At 70.2% G+C, this 15761-nt stretch carries 15 protein-coding genes and 1 tRNA gene; 13 read left to right on the top strand and 3 right to left on the bottom strand.

Annotated features, from left to right (window positions below):
• Nucleotides 1–148: 148 nt before the first annotated feature.
• The 6 genes from mtrA to secA all read left to right on the top strand — a co-directional run bounded on the left by mtrA (nt 149) and on the right by secA (nt 8801).
• A complete protein-coding gene (mtrA, locus tag AAEP80_RS14735; RefSeq protein WP_281264960.1) occupies nt 149–823 on the top strand; it encodes an MtrAB system response regulator MtrA in 675 nt (224 codons plus the stop codon).
• 5 nt (nt 824–828) lie between these two features.
• Nucleotides 829–2493: an MtrAB system histidine kinase MtrB gene (mtrB, locus tag AAEP80_RS14730; RefSeq protein ID WP_413601616.1), complete on the top strand. Its 1665-nt coding sequence runs from the start codon at nt 829–831 to the stop codon at nt 2491–2493.
• Nucleotides 2490–4214 (top strand): GerMN domain-containing protein, encoded by a 1725-nt coding sequence (locus AAEP80_RS14725; protein ID WP_413601617.1) that lies wholly within the window; start codon nt 2490–2492, stop codon nt 4212–4214. The genes mtrB and AAEP80_RS14725 overlap by 4 nt, the downstream gene beginning before the upstream one ends.
• Nucleotides 4215–4357: 143 nt before the next feature.
• Entirely contained in the window at nt 4358–5008 is a 651-nt protein-coding gene (locus tag AAEP80_RS14720) for a ComF family protein (protein ID WP_420364939.1), read from the top strand.
• Nucleotides 5009–5181: 173 nt separating this feature from the next.
• Entirely contained in the window at nt 5182–5877 is a 696-nt protein-coding gene (hpf, locus tag AAEP80_RS14715; protein ID WP_413601619.1) for a ribosome hibernation-promoting factor, HPF/YfiA family, read from the top strand.
• Between the two features lie 146 nt (nt 5878–6023).
• A complete protein-coding gene (gene secA, locus AAEP80_RS14710) occupies nt 6024–8801 on the top strand; it encodes a preprotein translocase subunit SecA (RefSeq protein ID WP_413601620.1) in 2778 nt (925 codons plus the stop codon).
• A 69-nt stretch (nt 8802–8870) separates the two neighbouring features.
• Here the strand turns inward: secA and AAEP80_RS14705 are convergent, their stop codons facing one another.
• Complete coding sequence (locus AAEP80_RS14705) at nt 8871–9311, bottom strand: Rv3235 family protein (RefSeq protein ID WP_420364938.1); 441 nt, start codon at nt 9309–9311, stop codon at nt 8871–8873.
• Between the two features lie 118 nt (nt 9312–9429).
• On the opposite strand from AAEP80_RS14705, the gene AAEP80_RS14700 reads away from it, so the two are divergent.
• On the top strand, nt 9430–10929 hold the full coding sequence (locus AAEP80_RS14700; protein ID WP_402730029.1) for a sensor histidine kinase: 1500 nt from the start codon (nt 9430–9432) through the stop codon (nt 10927–10929).
• A gap of 316 nt (nt 10930–11245) precedes the next feature.
• Here the strand turns inward: AAEP80_RS14700 and AAEP80_RS14695 are convergent, their stop codons facing one another.
• Nucleotides 11246–11494, bottom strand: a complete 249-nt coding sequence (locus tag AAEP80_RS14695; RefSeq protein WP_017888820.1) for a WhiB family transcriptional regulator — start codon at nt 11492–11494, stop codon at nt 11246–11248.
• 266 nt (nt 11495–11760) lie between these two features.
• On the opposite strand from AAEP80_RS14695, the gene AAEP80_RS14690 reads away from it, so the two are divergent.
• On the top strand, nt 11761–12183 hold the full coding sequence (locus AAEP80_RS14690; RefSeq protein ID WP_420364937.1) for a hypothetical protein: 423 nt from the start codon (nt 11761–11763) through the stop codon (nt 12181–12183).
• 127 nt (nt 12184–12310) lie between these two features.
• Here AAEP80_RS14690 and bcp read toward each other — a convergent pair whose 3' ends face one another.
• The gene (gene bcp / locus AAEP80_RS14685; protein ID WP_281264951.1) at nt 12311–12781 is read right to left on the bottom strand and encodes a thioredoxin-dependent thiol peroxidase; all 471 of its coding nucleotides are present in this window, start codon (nt 12779–12781) and stop codon (nt 12311–12313) included.
• Nucleotides 12782–12895: 114 nt separating this feature from the next.
• On the opposite strand from bcp, the gene AAEP80_RS14680 reads away from it, so the two are divergent.
• The 5 genes from AAEP80_RS14680 to AAEP80_RS14660 all read left to right on the top strand — a co-directional run bounded on the left by AAEP80_RS14680 (nt 12896) and on the right by AAEP80_RS14660 (nt 15683).
• A tRNA-Lys gene (locus AAEP80_RS14680) sits at nt 12896–12968 on the top strand.
• A gap of 58 nt (nt 12969–13026) precedes the next feature.
• Nucleotides 13027–13467 (top strand): hypothetical protein, encoded by a 441-nt coding sequence (locus AAEP80_RS14675; RefSeq protein WP_281264950.1) that lies wholly within the window; start codon nt 13027–13029, stop codon nt 13465–13467.
• The gene (locus AAEP80_RS14670) at nt 13464–13925 is read left to right on the top strand and encodes a hypothetical protein (RefSeq protein WP_402730036.1); all 462 of its coding nucleotides are present in this window, start codon (nt 13464–13466) and stop codon (nt 13923–13925) included. The genes AAEP80_RS14675 and AAEP80_RS14670 overlap by 4 nt, the downstream gene beginning before the upstream one ends.
• Entirely contained in the window at nt 13922–14848 is a 927-nt protein-coding gene (locus tag AAEP80_RS14665) for a hypothetical protein (protein ID WP_420364936.1), read from the top strand. The genes AAEP80_RS14670 and AAEP80_RS14665 overlap by 4 nt, the downstream gene beginning before the upstream one ends.
• On the top strand, nt 14838–15683 hold the full coding sequence (locus tag AAEP80_RS14660; RefSeq protein ID WP_420364935.1) for an alpha/beta hydrolase: 846 nt from the start codon (nt 14838–14840) through the stop codon (nt 15681–15683). Before AAEP80_RS14665 ends, AAEP80_RS14660 begins: the two co-directional genes overlap by 11 nt.
• Nucleotides 15684–15761: the final 78 nt, after the last annotated feature.

The following is a 15761-nucleotide window of genomic DNA, read 5'->3' as shown; positions in this document are numbered from 1 at the left end:
CATCGAACCGCCCCCTCACGTCGGCCGCGCGAGGCAACACGCGGTCCCTCCCATCCTGTCGGAAAACGCAGCCTGATGGGGGCTCGGCTATCGTGAACGGGAGGTGCCTGCCCGGGCACCCCCGCACCGCACCCGGAGTCCACATCACATGACACCGCGCATCCTCGTCGTCGACGACGACCAGGCCCTCGCCGAGATGATCGGCATCGTCCTCCGCTCGGAGGGCTACGAGCCCGAGTTCAGCGCCGACGGCAACGACGCCGTCGACGCCTTCCACTCGACGAAGCCCGACCTGGTCCTCCTCGACGTCATGCTCCCCGGTATCGACGGCATCGAGGTCTGCCGTCGCATCCGCGCCGAGAGCGGCACACCGATCATCATGCTCACCGCGAAGGGCGACACCTCCGACGTCGTCGCCGGGCTCGAGAACGGTGCGGACGACTACGTCGTGAAGCCGTTCAACCCGAAGGAACTCGTCGCCCGCATCCGCACCCGTCTGCGCCCGACGGCGTCCGACGCCGCCGTGCTGCACGTGGGGGACCTCACCGTCGACGTCCCGGGGCACGAGGTCCGTCGCGGTGACGCCGTCATCGCGCTCACGCCGCTCGAGTTCGACCTGCTCCGCGCCCTCGCCGAGAAGCCGAACCAGGTCTTCACCCGCGAGATGCTGCTCGAGCAGGTCTGGGGCTACCACTACAAGGCGGACACCCGCCTGGTGAACGTGCACGTCCAGCGCCTCCGCGCGAAGATCGAGCACGACCCGGACAACCCGCGCATCGTGTCCACCGTCCGTGGCGTCGGCTACCGCGCCGGGGGAGCCTGACCACCGTGCCGCCGTCCTCGGCCGGTCTGACGTCCCTCGGGCGCGCGCGCCGACGGATGCGGTCCTGGGCGAGGCGACTCTGGCGCGGCGTCGCGTTCCTGTGGCGCCGCTCCCTGATGGTCCGGTCCGTCGCGATCACGGTGACCACCACGGGTCTCGCGGTCGCGATCATCGGCACCGCCGTGATGGTGAGCATCTCGACGAACGTGTACTCGCAGCGCCGGGACCAGATCGAGGCGGAGTCCGCCCGTGCGACGAACGTCGCGCAGGGCATCTTCGACGCGGCCACCGCGGCCGAGGACAACAACCAGTCCGAGCTGGAGACCCTGCAGAACGAGGCGCAACAGGCGATCCTGTCGAACACGACGAGCCCCGGCGGCACCAGGATCGCGATCGAGCGCTCGCCGAAGCAGTCCACGTCACAGACGCTGCAGAACCTCGCCAGCCCCGACTTCCCGGACGCCGTCATCACCGACGCCCTGCGGAAGGAAGTGGGGAAGAACACCGGCAACCTCAGCCTGCAGCCGGTCCGACTCGACGACGCCGGTCGGAGCGAACCCGGGCTCGCGGTCGGGTCGACGCTGCAGATCCCGAGTGCCGGGCAGTACGAGCTCTACCTGGTCTACGACCTCTCAGACGCGCAGCAGACCCTCGACTTCGTGTCGCAGACGCTGTCCATCGGCGGTGTCGCGCTCATCGTGCTCATCGCCCTGGTGACGTCGCTCGTCGTCCGGCTCGTCGTCGTGCCGATCCGGGGCGCGGCCGAGACCAGCCGGAAGATCGCCGCCGGCCGTCTCGACGAACGCATCCCGGTGAAGGGCGAGGACGACGTCGCGGTCCTGGCGCGGAGCTTCAACGGCATGGCCGATGCCGTGAGCCGCCAGATCACCCAGCTGGCGGAACTGTCCCGCGTGCAGCAGCGCTTCGTGTCCGACGTCTCACACGAGCTCCGCACCCCGCTCACCACGATCAGGCTCGCCGGCGACGTGCTCTACGACGCCCGGCACGCCTTCGAACCGGCGGTCGGACGGTCGGCCGAGCTCCTCCACGACCAGATCGAGCGGTTCGAGCTCCTGCTCGCCGACCTGCTCGAGATCTCCCGGTACGACGCGCAGGCCGTCGAGCTCGAGACGGAGCCCGTCGTGCCGGCATCGCTCACGACCGACATCGTCGACGAGTTCCGTCCGCTCGCCGAGCGCGTCGGCGTGGACCTCCGGCTCGCGACCCCGGGCGGGCACACCACGATGCAGCTCGACGCCCGGCGGATCCGGCGCATCCTCCGCAACCTCGTCGGCAACGCCATCGAGCACGGGGACGGCAAGCCGGTGCACGTCGTCGTCGACAGCGACGCGAAGACCGTCGCGATCGCCGTCCGCGATCACGGGGTCGGCATGCCGGCAGAGGACACCGCTCGCGTGTTCGACCGCTTCTGGCGAGCGGATCCGAGCCGCAAGCGAACCATCGGCGGGACCGGTCTCGGCCTCGCGATCAGCCTCGGCGACGCGAACCTGCACGGTGGCCGCATCGACGTGTGGAGCCGGCCGGGCGAGGGGTCCGCGTTCGTGCTCACGGTCCCGCGCAAGGGGCAGGAGGTCACGGCGACGTCGGCGATCCCGCTGCCGGAGCTCGACGAGTCCTACGACGGTCCCCGAGAAGGAGGCTCCAGATGATGCCGCGCCGCACCGTCACGCGTACCGGCGCGGGCGCGCGCACGCGTGTCCGCCGCACCGTCGGCGTCGCGCTCGCCGCGGTCGCGCTCGTCGCCCTCACCGCGTGCGCCGCGATCCCCACCGGCGGCCCGGTCCGCGACGGCCAGAGCCTCAAGGGCGACTCCGTCTCCGGGGTGGACTTCCGGCCGAGCGGTCCGCAGGACGGGCAGGACCAGGACACCGTCCTCGAGAAGTTCATCGACGCCGCGACCGGCGCCCAGGACAACTACGCGATCGCGAGGGAGTTCCTCAGCGACTCGTTCTCGCAGAAGTGGAACCCGCGGCAGAGCGTCACGGTCCGCCAGGGCGACGGCGACATCGAACGGGTCGGCACCCGCGAGCTCACCTACACGCTCACCGCCAGTGCGACCGTCGACGGCGACGGCGAGTACACGCCCGCGGTCCGTCCCACCTCGTCGACGCTCACCTTCCAGTTCGTGAAGGAAGGGGGCGAGTGGCGGATCAGCTACGCGCCCGACGGCATCATCCTGTCGCCGGTGAGCTTCGAGCAGGTGTTCCAGGCACACGCGCTGTACTTCTACGACCCGACGTACCGGTACCTGATCCCCGACGAGCGCTGGTTCCTCGCCCGGTCGTCGACGAGCACCCGGATCGTGAGCGCGTTGCTCGCCGGCCCGGCCGGGTGGATGAAGGGCGCCGTCGTGACGTCGTTCCCCGAGGGCACGCAGCTCTCGCTGAACGCGGTGACCGTCGACAACGGCAACGCCCAGGTCGACCTGTCGCGTGACGCCCTGCGGGCGACGACGGTGGACAAGGTCCGGATGCGGGAGCAGCTCGCTCGGTCGCTGTCGTCCGTGGCGACCATCTCGTCCGTCGACCTGACGGCCGAGGGCGCGAGCTTCTCGGTCCCGGACTCCAGCGGCACCTCGGCGGTGCTGAACCCCGACGTCGACCCCCGACCGCTCGTCGACGACGGCGACACGGTCGGGTACGCGGCGCCGGGCACCGGGGACGTCACGGCGCTCGGGGGTGGCATGGGGAGCACGATCGCGAAGCTCCGGCCGACCTCCATCTCGCTCAGCGCCGCCGGTTCGGAGGCCGCCGTGGGCAACGCCGACGGGATATTCGTGGTGCGCAGCGGGAAACCGGAGCTCCGGATCGACACCAGGAGCTCCACGATCGCGCCGTCCATCGACGACGCCGGGTTCGTCTGGGTCGGTGAACGGTCCGACACCAGGAGCATCACCGCGTACGGTCTCGGCGGCGACCCGCACCAGGTGTCGTCGACGCTGCCGGACGGGAAGCTGGTGTCGTTCCAGGTGTCCCGTGACTCGGCCAGGGCCCTCGCGCTCATCGACACCGACGACGGGCCGGGACTGTACGTGATGGCGATCATCCGCGACTCGGACCGGACGCCGACGGCGCTCGGTGCCCCGGTGCGGCTGCAGGCGGCGTCGGGGACCGCGATCGGTGCCACGTGGGCCAGCGACCTGGACGTCGCGTCGCTCGGGCAGACCTCGACCGGGCAGACCGTGGTCCGCTCGACGATCGGCGGGCAGTCCATGACGCTCCAGCGTCCGGACGGCACGGCCACCGCGATCACCGGGGGCAGCGGGGGATCGCTGCTGCTGCGGACGATGGGCGGGCAGGTGCTGCAGTCCACCGGCGGCGGGTGGGACCGCACCGGGGTCACCGCGGACGTGCTGGGGACGCAGCGCTAGCCCGCCTCCTCCACAGGCGGTCGTCCTCCACAGGCGGCCCTCCTCCACAGGCGGTCGTCCTCCACAGGCGGTCGTCCTGGAGGCTCGTCCACCGTCCGGCGGACCACCTCCCGTCCGGCGCCGGGTGCGGTGAGGATCGTGGCATGCCCTCCACAACTGGTCCCTGCACCTGGCGCGATGCGATCCTCGCCGTCGTCGGGCTGGTCCTGCCCGTGTCGTGCCTGGGGTGCGGCGCCCCGGATCGTGCCGTGTGCCCGGCCTGTCGAGCCGACCTCGCACGTCGGCCCCGGCGCGTCCGGCTGGTCGCAGGCGTCCGTCTCGACGCCGCGTTCGAGTACGAGGGCTTCGTCCGCACGCTCCTCCTCGAACTGAAGCTCCGCGGCCGGGTCGACGTCGCAGGCCTGCTCGGTCGTCCGACCGCTGCACTCGTCCGGCGGGCACTGGCCGCGTCGCCGCCGGGGACCGTCGTGGTCCGGGTCCCGCCGTCCGCACGGGGCAGACGTCGGCGCGGGTTCGACACCGTCGTGCTCCTGCTGGCGCGCGGTGGTGTCCGCGGGACACGGCCGCTCCGGCGTGGGCGTGGCGATGCGGACGGGCAGAAGGAACGCACCGCCGTCGAACGCGTCACCGCCACCGTCGGCACCCTGTCCGCAGCGCGGTTCGCCGGACGCGACGTCGTGGTGGTCGACGACGTCGTGACCACCGGCGTCACCATGGCAGAGGCCATCCGCGCCGTCCGGGCTGCCGGTGGACGTGTCACGCGATGCGTCGCGACCGCCAGCGTGGACAGCTGACGCGCGACGGCGGGATCGGTGAACACCCGATGTCCACTGGGTATCCGGTGGGTGTCCGGCACGACTCGCCAGCAACGGGTGACGCGGGGGTCCCGGCGGGTCTAGCCTCCGGGACAAGGCGTTCGGGTTCGCCGGATGGAGGCGACGCGCCGAAGTACGGATGGGAGCCGCGCATGGACGTGACGATCACGGGCCGGAACGTCGGGATCACCGACCGATTCCGCACCTACGTCGAACAGAAGTCCGACAAGATCGACGTGCTCGCCGACCGCGCCCTCGCCTTCGAGGTGCGCATCAGTCGTCACCACGAGAAGAGCGGTGGCAGCCAGGGCGAGGACCGTGTCGAGCTGACGTTGATCGGCCCCGGTCCGCTCGTCCGGGCGGAGTCGGCGGCATCGGACAAGTACGCGGCGTTCGATCTGGCATTCGCGCGGATCATGGAGCGGTTGCGCCGAGCGCGTGACCGCAGGAAGGTGCACCGTGGGCGTCACCGCCCGACGTCCGTCGCCGAGGCCTCTGGGGCGGCCTTCGACGGGATGGGCGTCACGCCGGCGGACGGCAAGCTCATCGACGACGTCGCGACCGGAGCGATCACGGTGGTCGACGAGGACCACCACGAGGAAGAAGACGACGTTTACTGCCCCGTGGTCATCCGCGAGAAGGTCTTCCAGGCCGCGCCGATGAGCGTCGACGACGCGCTCTACTACATGGAGCTCGTCGGGCACGACTTCTACCTCTTCGTGGACGCGGAGAGCGGCCGCCCGAGCGTGGTCTACCGCCGCAAGGGATGGGACTACGGCGTGATCGGCATCGACGGCGACGGCGCAGACGCCCCCGCCGAACGGACGCCGGCAGCGGCGATCGCCTGATCCCCACCGCCGGTTCGACGTGTGCGCGGTCCGTTCGCGGGCCGCGCACACGTGTGCGGCTCCCAGCGGAGGGATCGAGCGGGTTGCTAGCATGACTGGCTGAATCGGACGCGCCGACCGGGTGCGTCCACTCGTAAGGAGTTCACGTGGCAAACGTGCTGGAGAAGGTCCTCCGCGTCGGTGAAGGGCGCACCCTCCGCCGGCTGAAGGCGTACGCCTCGGCCATCAACGACCTCGAGGACGACTTCGCGAGCCTCACCGACGAGGAACTCCAGGACGAGACGAAGGAGCTCCGCGAGCGCTACGCGAACGGGGAGACCCTCGACGACCTCCTGCCGGAGGCGTTCGCCGCCGTGCGGGAAGCGTCGAAGCGGACCCTCGGCATGCGGCACTTCGACGTCCAGCTCATGGGCGGTGCGGCGCTCCACCTCGGCAACATCGCCGAGATGAAGACCGGTGAGGGCAAGACCCTCGTCGCCACGACGGCCGCGTACCTCAACGCGATCCCGTCCCGCGGCGTGCACGTCATCACGGTCAACGACTTCCTCGCGTCGTACCAGTCCGAGCTCATGGGCCGCGTGTTCCGCGCCCTCGGCATGTCCACGGGCTGCATCGTCGCGAACCAGTCCCCGGCCGAGCGTCGCGAGCAGTACGCCGCCGACATCACCTACGGCACGAACAACGAGTTCGGCTTCGACTACCTCCGCGACAACATGGCGTGGCAGGCATCGGACATGGTCCAGCGCGGCCACTTCTTCGCGATCGTCGACGAGGTCGACTCGATCCTCATCGACGAAGCGCGCACGCCGCTCATCATCTCCGGCCCGTCCTCCGGTGAGGCGAACCGCTGGTTCACCGAGTTCGCGTCGATCGCCACGCGCCTCGTCCCCGGCGAGGACTACGAGGTCGACGAGAAGAAGCGCACGGTCGGTGTCCTCGAGCCCGGCATCGAGAAGGTCGAGGACTACCTCGGCATCGACAACCTCTACGAGTCGGCGAACACCCCGCTCATCTCGTTCCTGAACAACGCCATCAAGGCGGACGCGCTGTTCAAGCGCGACAAGGACTACGTCGTGATGAACGGCGAGGTGCTCATCGTCGACGAGCACACCGGCCGCATCCTGATGGGCCGTCGCTACAACGAGGGCATCCACCAGGCCATCGAGGCGAAGGAGGGCGTCGAGGTCAAGGCCGAGAACCAGACGCTCGCCACGGTGACGCTGCAGAACTACTTCCGTCTGTACCAGAAGCTCTCGGGCATGACCGGTACCGCGGAGACCGAAGCGGCCGAGTTCATGTCGACCTACAAGCTCGGCGTGGTCCCGATCCCGACGAACCGCCCGATGCAGCGCATCGACCAGACCGACCTCGTCTACAAGAACGAGAAGTCGAAGTTCGAGCAGGTCGCGGAGGACATCGCGGAGCGCCACGAGAAGGGCCAGCCCGTCCTCGTCGGCACCACCAGCGTCGAGAAGTCGGAGTACCTCTCGAAGCTCCTCGCGAAGAAGGGCGTCAAGCACGAGGTCCTCAACGCGAAGAACCACGCGCGTGAAGCCGCGATCGTCGCCCAGGCCGGTCGCCTCGGCGCCGTGACCGTCGCGACGAACATGGCCGGTCGTGGAACCGACATCATGCTCGGCGGCAACGCGGAGTTCCTCGCCGTGCAGGAGATGCACGCCAAGGGCCTCTCGCCGACGGAGACCCCGGACGAGTACGAGGCCGCATGGGACGAGGTCTTCGACCGTGTCAAGGCCGAGATCAAGGAAGAGGCCGACAAGGTCCGCGAAGCCGGCGGCCTGTACGTCCTCGGCACCGAGCGTCACGAGTCCCGCCGCATCGACAACCAGCTGCGTGGTCGTTCCGGCCGTCAGGGCGATCCCGGTGAGAGCCGGTTCTACCTGTCGCTGACCGACGACCTGATGCGCCTTTTCAACTCCGGCGCTGCCGAGAGCCTGATGGGCCGCTCGAACGTCCCCGACGACCTCGCGATCGAGAACAAGCTCGTCGGCCGTGCGATCCGTTCGGCGCAGTCGCAGGTCGAGGGCCGCAACGCCGAGATCCGCAAGAACGTCCTGAAGTACGACGACGTCCTGAACCGCCAGCGCGAGGCGATCTACGGCGACCGTCGGCAGATCCTCGAGGGCGACGACCTCCACGAGCGCACGCAGACGTTCCTCAAGGACGTCATCGACGACGTGATCGACACCCACACCGGGGAAGGCAGCCCGGACGACTGGGACCTCGACGCGATGTGGACCGAGCTCGGCACGCTGTACCCGATCTCGATCACCATCGACGAGGTCATCACCGAGGCCGGCTCGAAGGGCAAGGCGACGCGGGAGTTCCTCGGTCGCGAGATCCTCTCCGACGCCAAGCTCGCCTACGCCAAGCGCGAGGAGACCCTCGGCGAGGAAGCGATGCGCGAACTCGAGCGTCGCGTCGTGCTCTCGGTCGTCGACCGCCGCTGGCGTGACCACCTCTACGAGATGGACTACCTCAAGGACGGCATCGGCCTCCGTGCGATGGCCCAGCGCGACCCGCTGGTCGAGTACCAGCGCGAGGGCTACGCGCTCTTCCAGAGCATGATGGGCCAGATCCGCGAGGAGTCGGTCGGCTTTCTGTTCAACCTCGAGGTGCAGGTCCAGTCCGACGGCGAGAACGCGGTGATCGAGGCGAAGGGCCTCAGTGAGGACGAGGTCTCCGGCCTCGAGTACTCCGCTCCGTCGATCGACGGCGAGGTCGAGGTCCGTGACGAGCGTGGTCGCCTCGAGCAGGCCGCAACGGCCCTCGCGCAGCGTGCGCAGGCGGAGGAAGAGGCCGCAGCCGGCCCGGAGAAGGGTTCCGCGTTCGGGTCCGCGGCCACGGCCTCCGGCCAGGCGTCGACCAACCGAGCCGAGCGTCGTCAGGCTGCCAAGAAGGGCTGACGCGACACGCCGACGGACGGGAGGTCCGGTGCCAGCTGGCACCGGGCCTCCCGTCCGTCTGCGCGCTGGTCAGAGCATGCCGACGGCGGTCGCCCGCCATCTCCCGGCCCGCTCCTCGAGCCGGATCGCGACGGCGCGCGCGTGGCTCCGGGTGTGGACCACGACGCTCGCCTCGGCGACCCCGTTCCGCGGCCGGCTCACGACGACGCTGCCGGCCCGGATCGTCGCGCGTGCGTGTGTCCGCCTGGTCGCTGACCGTGCGCGAGCGGCGTACGCGGCCCGCTGCTGCAGGTGCCGGTGCACGTCGTCGGTGATCCACCGCGCGATGCTGTCGACCTCCCGCGCTCCGGTCAGGATCTCCGCGACGCACAGTGCCAGCGCTCGAGCCGTGTCGGCCGGGTCGGCGAGGGCGGTGTCGTCGGCCCCCGGATCCGGCGGAGCGACCGGGACGACCGCCTGTGCCTCGACCTTCCGCGCATCGTCGTCGATCCGCTGTGCTTCCCGCGCCACCCCGGCCCCTTTCGTTGGTGGGGCGAGCGTATGGTGCATGTGAGATGAGAAATTGACGCACGTTTCACCTGTGGACGGCGGCGAACTGTCCACAGGCCGCCGCACCTAGACTGGGCCGGTGTCGACCCTCAGTGATCTCGTCCTCGCACAAGGCCGATCCTCCGAAGCGGACGTGGAGTGGCTCCATCTGCTCGTCGGGGACTGGCAGCTCCTCTCCGACCTGTCCTTCGCGGACATGGTGCTGTGGGTCCCGACTGCCGAGGACGGCTCCTTCGTGGCCGTCGCGCACGCCCGTCCGTCGTCAGCCGCGACGCTCTTCTACCGCGACATCGTCGGCCAGGAGATCCGCGAGGAGTGGCGCGAGCAGGTGACCGAGAGCTTCGTGAGCGCGAGGGTCGTCGACTCAGCCGAGCCGGACTGGTACGAGGACACCCCGACCCGCGTGCGTGCCATACCGGTGCTGCGGCGCCTGAGCCCGAAGAGCAAGCAGACCACCGAGCGTCCCATCGCGGTCGTCACGCGCCACTCGAACCAGGACGAGATGCGCACGCCGAGCCGGCAGGAGCTCAACTTCACCGCCAGCGCGAACGACCTGTTCGGCATGATCGCCACCGGCGACTTCCCGGACCTCGGCGCCCCGGCCGGACCCCGTCGTGGTGCTCCTCGCGCCAGTGACGGGCTGCTCCGCCTCGACACCAACGGGATCGTGACGTTCGCGAGCCCGAACGGCCTCAGCGCGTTCAACCGCATGGGCTTCGAGGGGGAGCTCGAGCGGAAGTCCCTCGCCGAGGTCACCACGGAGCTCCTCGGTCAGCAGCTCGACGTCGACGAGTCCCTGCCGCTCGTCGTCACCGGGCGGGCCCCGTGGCGCGCGGACATCGAGTCGAAGGGCGTCACCGTGTCGCTCCGCTCGATCCCGCTCCGTGACCACGGTGAGCGGATCGGCGCGGTCGTCCTCTGCCGCGACGTCACCGAGATGCGGCACCAGGAGCGGGAGCTCATCACCAAGGACGCCACCATCCGGGAGATCCACCACCGGGTGAAGAACAACCTGCAGACCGTGGCGTCGCTGCTGCGGATCCAGGCGCGTCGCACCCACTCGGACGAGGCCAGGACGTCGCTGCAGAACGCGATGCGCCGGGTCGCGGCGATCGCCGTCGTGCACGACACGCTGTCGACCGGCCTCAGCCAGAACGTCGACTTCGACGAGGTCTTCGACTCCGTGCTGAAGCTCGTGACCGAGGTCGCGGCGTCGCACAACACCACGGTCCACCCGAAGAAGACGGGGGAGTTCGGGGTCCTGCCGTCCGAGGCGGCCACCCCGCTGGCGCTCGGCCTCACCGAGCTCGTGACGAACGCCGTGGAGCACGGGCTGGACGGCCGCGACGGCGAGGTCGAGATCGTGGCGAACCGCAGCGACGACCACCTGTCGATCCAGGTGCGCGACAACGGCGTCGGCCTGCCGGAGGGCAAGGTCGGCTCGGGCCTCGGCACGCAGATCGTCCGCACGCTCATCCAGGGTGAGCTCGGCGGCACGATCGACTGGCACACGCTGACCGGCAGCGGCACCGAGGTGACCATCTCGATCCCGTTCCGCTGGGAGACCGCGGCCGCGTAGCGCGGCGGCGGGATGCTCGGGTCGGCGCCGCCCGTCCGGAGGCCGTCTGCGCAACGCAAAGCAGTCCGCGCCATGTCATCGCGTGGTGCGGACTGCTTTCCGTTGCGCGGTCGCGCCCGGCTGCGAACGTCGCGCCCCGTCGTGACGGGGCGCGGTGTACGCAGCGGGGCGCGACGCGATAGTCGGGAGGCCCGGGCCGTGTCCGCCGGACGGGCACCGGTCTTCCCGCGGAACGGACGCGGCGCCGGCAACGCACCAGCGGGCACGACGACGCCCGCCGCACCCCGAGGGGTGCGGCGGGCGTCAGGTCAGCGCGTCAGGAAGCGCGACGGGCGCGGGCGGCGCGGCGCTTGAGCGCGCGACGCTCGTCCTCGCTGAGCCCGCCCCAGACACCCGAGTCCTGGTTGTTCTCGAGTGCGTACTGCAGGCACATCTCGGTCACGGTGCAACGGGCGCACACCGACTTGGCCTTCTCGATCTGGTCCACGGCCGGCCCGGTGTTCCCGACGGGGAAGAAGAGCTCGGGGTCCGCAGTGAGGCAGGCAGCCTTGTCACGCCAATCCATGTGGTGGTGCTCCTTGAAAATCGATGCTCGAACGGCAGGCCGGGGCCGTGGTTCGGGGCTGGAGAACTCTGCACATGGTCATGTGACGTGCGGGGGGAACCTGTGGGGAGGTGATTCCGCGCGGGGAGAGTCTGACGCCCGCAGAACGCTCGGAAGAAGAGCGTCGAACCACGGGAGACGCACACCACATCGTGCCGTCCAAACGACCTCCAACATCGTTCCATACTGGTATGGCCAAATCAAGGGTTGCATGCTGGAGGAACACTGTGTCTGACACCACCCCGACCACCCCGGACGTCCACGAGCCGAGGTCCAGGGCGATGATCGTGCTCCTCATCGTGCTCGCGCTCGAGTTCGCCGCACTGGTCGTCGTCACTGTCGTGCTGCTCGTCGAGGTGCTCGTCTCGCCGGCCACGAGCCTCGCCTCCGGCATCGCCCTGACCATCCTCACCGCGATCGCCGCGCTCTGGCTCGGGTCGATGCTCGTCGGCCTCTGGCACCGGCGCGCCTGGGTCCGCAGCGGCATCATCGTCTGGCAGGTCATGCAGGGCGCACTCGCGATCGGTGCGTTCCAGGGCGTCTTCCGGGTGCCGGCCGTCGGGTGGGCGTTGCTCATCCCGGCGCTGCTCGCGATCACGCTGGTGCTGTCGAAGTCGGTGACGTCCGCGCTCGCGCGTCGCGTCGAGTAGACGGCCACTGCAGGACGGACGGGAGGCGCGGTGCCAGCTGGCATCCCTCCCTCGCAGGCTCGGTCGGCGCGCCCCGCGTGCCGCTGGCGCGTCACCGTTGAGCGGGGCGCGCCCGTCCGTCCTGGTGTCAGACCAGGCCGAGCTTCTTCCGGAGGCTCGCCACGTGGCCGGTCGCCTTCACGTTGTACAGGGGGAGCTGCACGGTGCCGTCCTCGTCGACGACGATCGTCGAGCGGATCGTGCCGGTGACGACCTTGCCGTAGTTGTTCTTCTCGCCCCATGCGCCGTACGCCTTGTGCACGGCGAGGTCGGGGTCGCTGAGGAGCGGGAAGGTGAGCGCCTGCTCGTGCTGGAACTTCTTGAGCGCAGGGAGTTCGTCCTTCGACACGCCGAGGACCTCGTACCCGGCCGCCTGGAGCGACGACATGTTGTCGCGGAAGTCGCAGGCCTCGGTCGTGCACCCGGGGGTCGACGCAGCGGGGTAGAAGTACACGATGACCTTGCGTCCACGCAGGGATCCGAGGGTGTGCTCGGTGCCGTCCTGGTCCTGCAGGGTGAAGTCGGGGGCGGTGTCGCCGGCGGCGAGACGGTCGGTCATGGTGCTCCTGTTCGGTCGGCACCCGGAGGTGGTCACGGGCGCGCAAAACCCATGCTATTGTTGATTCCCGTTGCGGCACACAAGCTGCGACGGAGTCCAGAGCGATCTGGACATGCACCTCTAGCTCAATTGGCAGAGCAACTGACTCTTAATCAGTGGGTTCTCGGTTCAAGTCCGAGGGGGTGCACACGACTGGGACCCTCGCTTCGGCGGGGGTTTCCGTGTATCCGAGGGGGTCGGGACCGATGATCACCAGGGAGCCGAAGGGCGGGGCCCTCGACGCCGCCGAGCTTGCTCGCCGTCTCAACCTCCTGCTCGACTTCGAGGAGTCGCAGCGCGGTGCTCCGGTGCCGTTCTCCGCGATCGAGGACTACGTCGACGCCCGCGGCGGATCGCTCTCGCGTGCGAAGTGGACCTACATGATCTCGGGCGACGGCCGTCGCAACCGGGACACCGAGCTGCTGCAGCTCCTCGCCGGCTTCTTCGAGGTGGACGAGCGCTTCCTGCTCGAGGACAGCGAGGTCCCCGAGCGGATCGGTGCCCAGCTCGCCCTCGTCCGGTCGCTCCGTTCGGCGCGCGTCAGCGGCTTCGCGGCACGGACGTTCCCCGGCGAGCTCTCGCCGGAAGCGCTCCGACGGATCGCTGCGGTGATCGAAGAGGAGTCGCAGCGCGGGATCGAGCCGTGACCGCGTCCCGCATCGACGCGTTCTGGGCGCGCGGGCGCGACGAGGGCTGGTCCGGCGTGGACCAGGCCGTCGCCGCCGCGTCGGAGCTCGTCGGCAAGCCGGTCGTCGTGCGCGAAGAGGCGTTCCTCGCGACCGAGCCGGTCTGCGGGTTCGTCGCGACGCTCGAGCACGAGCACCTCATCATGATCTCGCCGACGCCGTCGCAGACCTTCCGTTCGTTCGTGATCGGACACGAGCTCGGGCACGTCCTGCACGCGCACCACGAGGTCTCCGCGCAGTCGGCGTACATCCGCGACGTCATCCCGGACCTGCCCGAGTACAAGGTCGAGCGTGCCATGGCCCGCGGCCTGTTCGAGAACGAGTTCGAGCGAGAGGCTGAGCTCTTCGCGGACCGGCTCGCACAGCTGATCCGGGACCACCGGAGCCGCCCGAGCGCCTTCCGCGGGGTCTTCGGGTGATCCTGTCGGTCGTCCAGGCCGTCCTGCTCGTCGCCGGGGCCGTGGCGCTCTTCGTGCTGCAGCGCGGCCAGGACCGCACGCTCGCGGTGACGTTCCTGCTCTTCTGCGCGACCATCGTCACGAACGTCGACCCGCTGTACCTCTGGCTCGACCCGCTGTTCGGCGGGGTCAACGTCGTCACGGTCGGCAGTGACTGCCTGATGATCGCCGGCACCAGCACGCTGCTCTGGGGTGTGGCGAAGGCCGTCGGCGCCGCGGGGCCGTGGCTCCGGAACGCGATCGTCGTGTCGTGCATCGTCGTCGGCGTCGTCATCGTGACCGCGTTCGTCGTGCTCGACAAACCGGCGACCACGACGACGTTCATGCTCGTCGCGGGGACGCACCCCGCCGCGGCCGTGTACTCGATCGCCCAGACGCTCTACCTCGGGGTCGCGCTCGGGGCGACCGGCATCATCTGCGTGCTGCACGTGCGCGAGGCCAGGACCCGCACCGACCTCGTCGGGCTGTGGGTGCTCGTCGTCGGCGGTGTGTTCGGCGTGGTCCGGATGGTCGTCGTCGTGGTGATGGACCTGGCGCACGTGTTCGGCGACGTCGCCCTGACCCGCACGCTCTCGCCGCCGTACGACGTCACCACGCCCGGCGCGGTGATCTGCGTCGCGTCCGGCATGCTGCTCCTGGTGATCGGACACCGTGTCGCACAGGCGCGTCGGTCCCGTGCGGTGACGACGGCGATCCGCGCCCTGGAGCCTCTGCACGCCCGGGTGGGCACGGACAACGAGTACCCGGTGTCGGCCGACCCCGCCACGCGACTCAGTCGGCTGATCGTCGAGATCAACGACGGTGTCCGGAGCTCCCGGGCGGCCCTGACCGACCGGGAGCGCGCGGTGCTCGCGCGTGCGGAGGCCGCGCTCGATGTGGCCTAGGGCCGTCACGCGCGGGGCGGTCGCGGTCACGGCGCTCGGTGGCCTCGGCGTCGCGGCAGCGTCCTTCGTGGGCAGGCGCGCGGCCGCGCTGTACGACACCCTCGAGATCGTCCCGGACCCGTCACTGACGAGGGTGTCGATCGACGACCTGCCCGGGTGGATCGCGCCCGGACCCGACGGCGGCGGGCGGTGGGCGCTGTTCCTGCCCGGGCTCGGGTCGCACCCGCTCCGACACCAGGAGGTGGCCCCGGCGTTCCGGGAGCTCGGATACGCCTGCCTGTTCGCGTCGCACTCCGCTCGGCGACCGGCACGGCGGCACGCGTTCGGTGCCCGAGAGGCAGCAGAGGCCCGCGCGTGGATCCGATTCGCAGCGGATCGTGGCGCCGAGGAGGTCACCCTGCTCGGCTGGTCGTTCGGTGCGTCCCTGTGGCTCAGGGCGCTGGCAGAGCCGCTCCCGGTGGCGATCCGTGCCGTCGTGCTCACCGGCCCGCTCGTCGACTGGTCCGAGACGATCACACACGGTGCTGGTGGGGGCGTGTTCGGCAGGATCCTCGCGACCGCGGCGCGGGCCGTCCTCGCCACGCCCGTCCTCTGCCGGTTGGCGGGGCAGCCAGCACCCGTGTCGCTCCGACCGGCGCGACGCCCGCTGGTCACCCCACCGCTCGTCGTCGTCCACGGCGATGCCGACACCACCGTGCCGCTCGGGACGAGCGAACGACTCGTCGCCGCGTGGCCGGCGCCGGCGCGCCTGCACGTCGTCCCTGGTGCCCGGCACGGAGCGGAGCGGGACGTCGATCCCACCGGATGGCTCGACGTGGTCACCCCCACCGTGTAAGGTCTGTAGCAATTGCTACACAGCGTGTGGCGATCAGCCGGTGGGACTCGGCCGCGTTGGGGGCGGCCGAGCACCACC

Source organism: Curtobacterium sp. L3-7 (assembly GCF_048756585.1).
GTDB lineage: Bacteria > Actinomycetota > Actinomycetes > Actinomycetales > Microbacteriaceae > Curtobacterium.
Note: the sequence above shows the minus strand (reverse complement) of the source record. Positions and strands in the feature narration are given on the sequence as shown.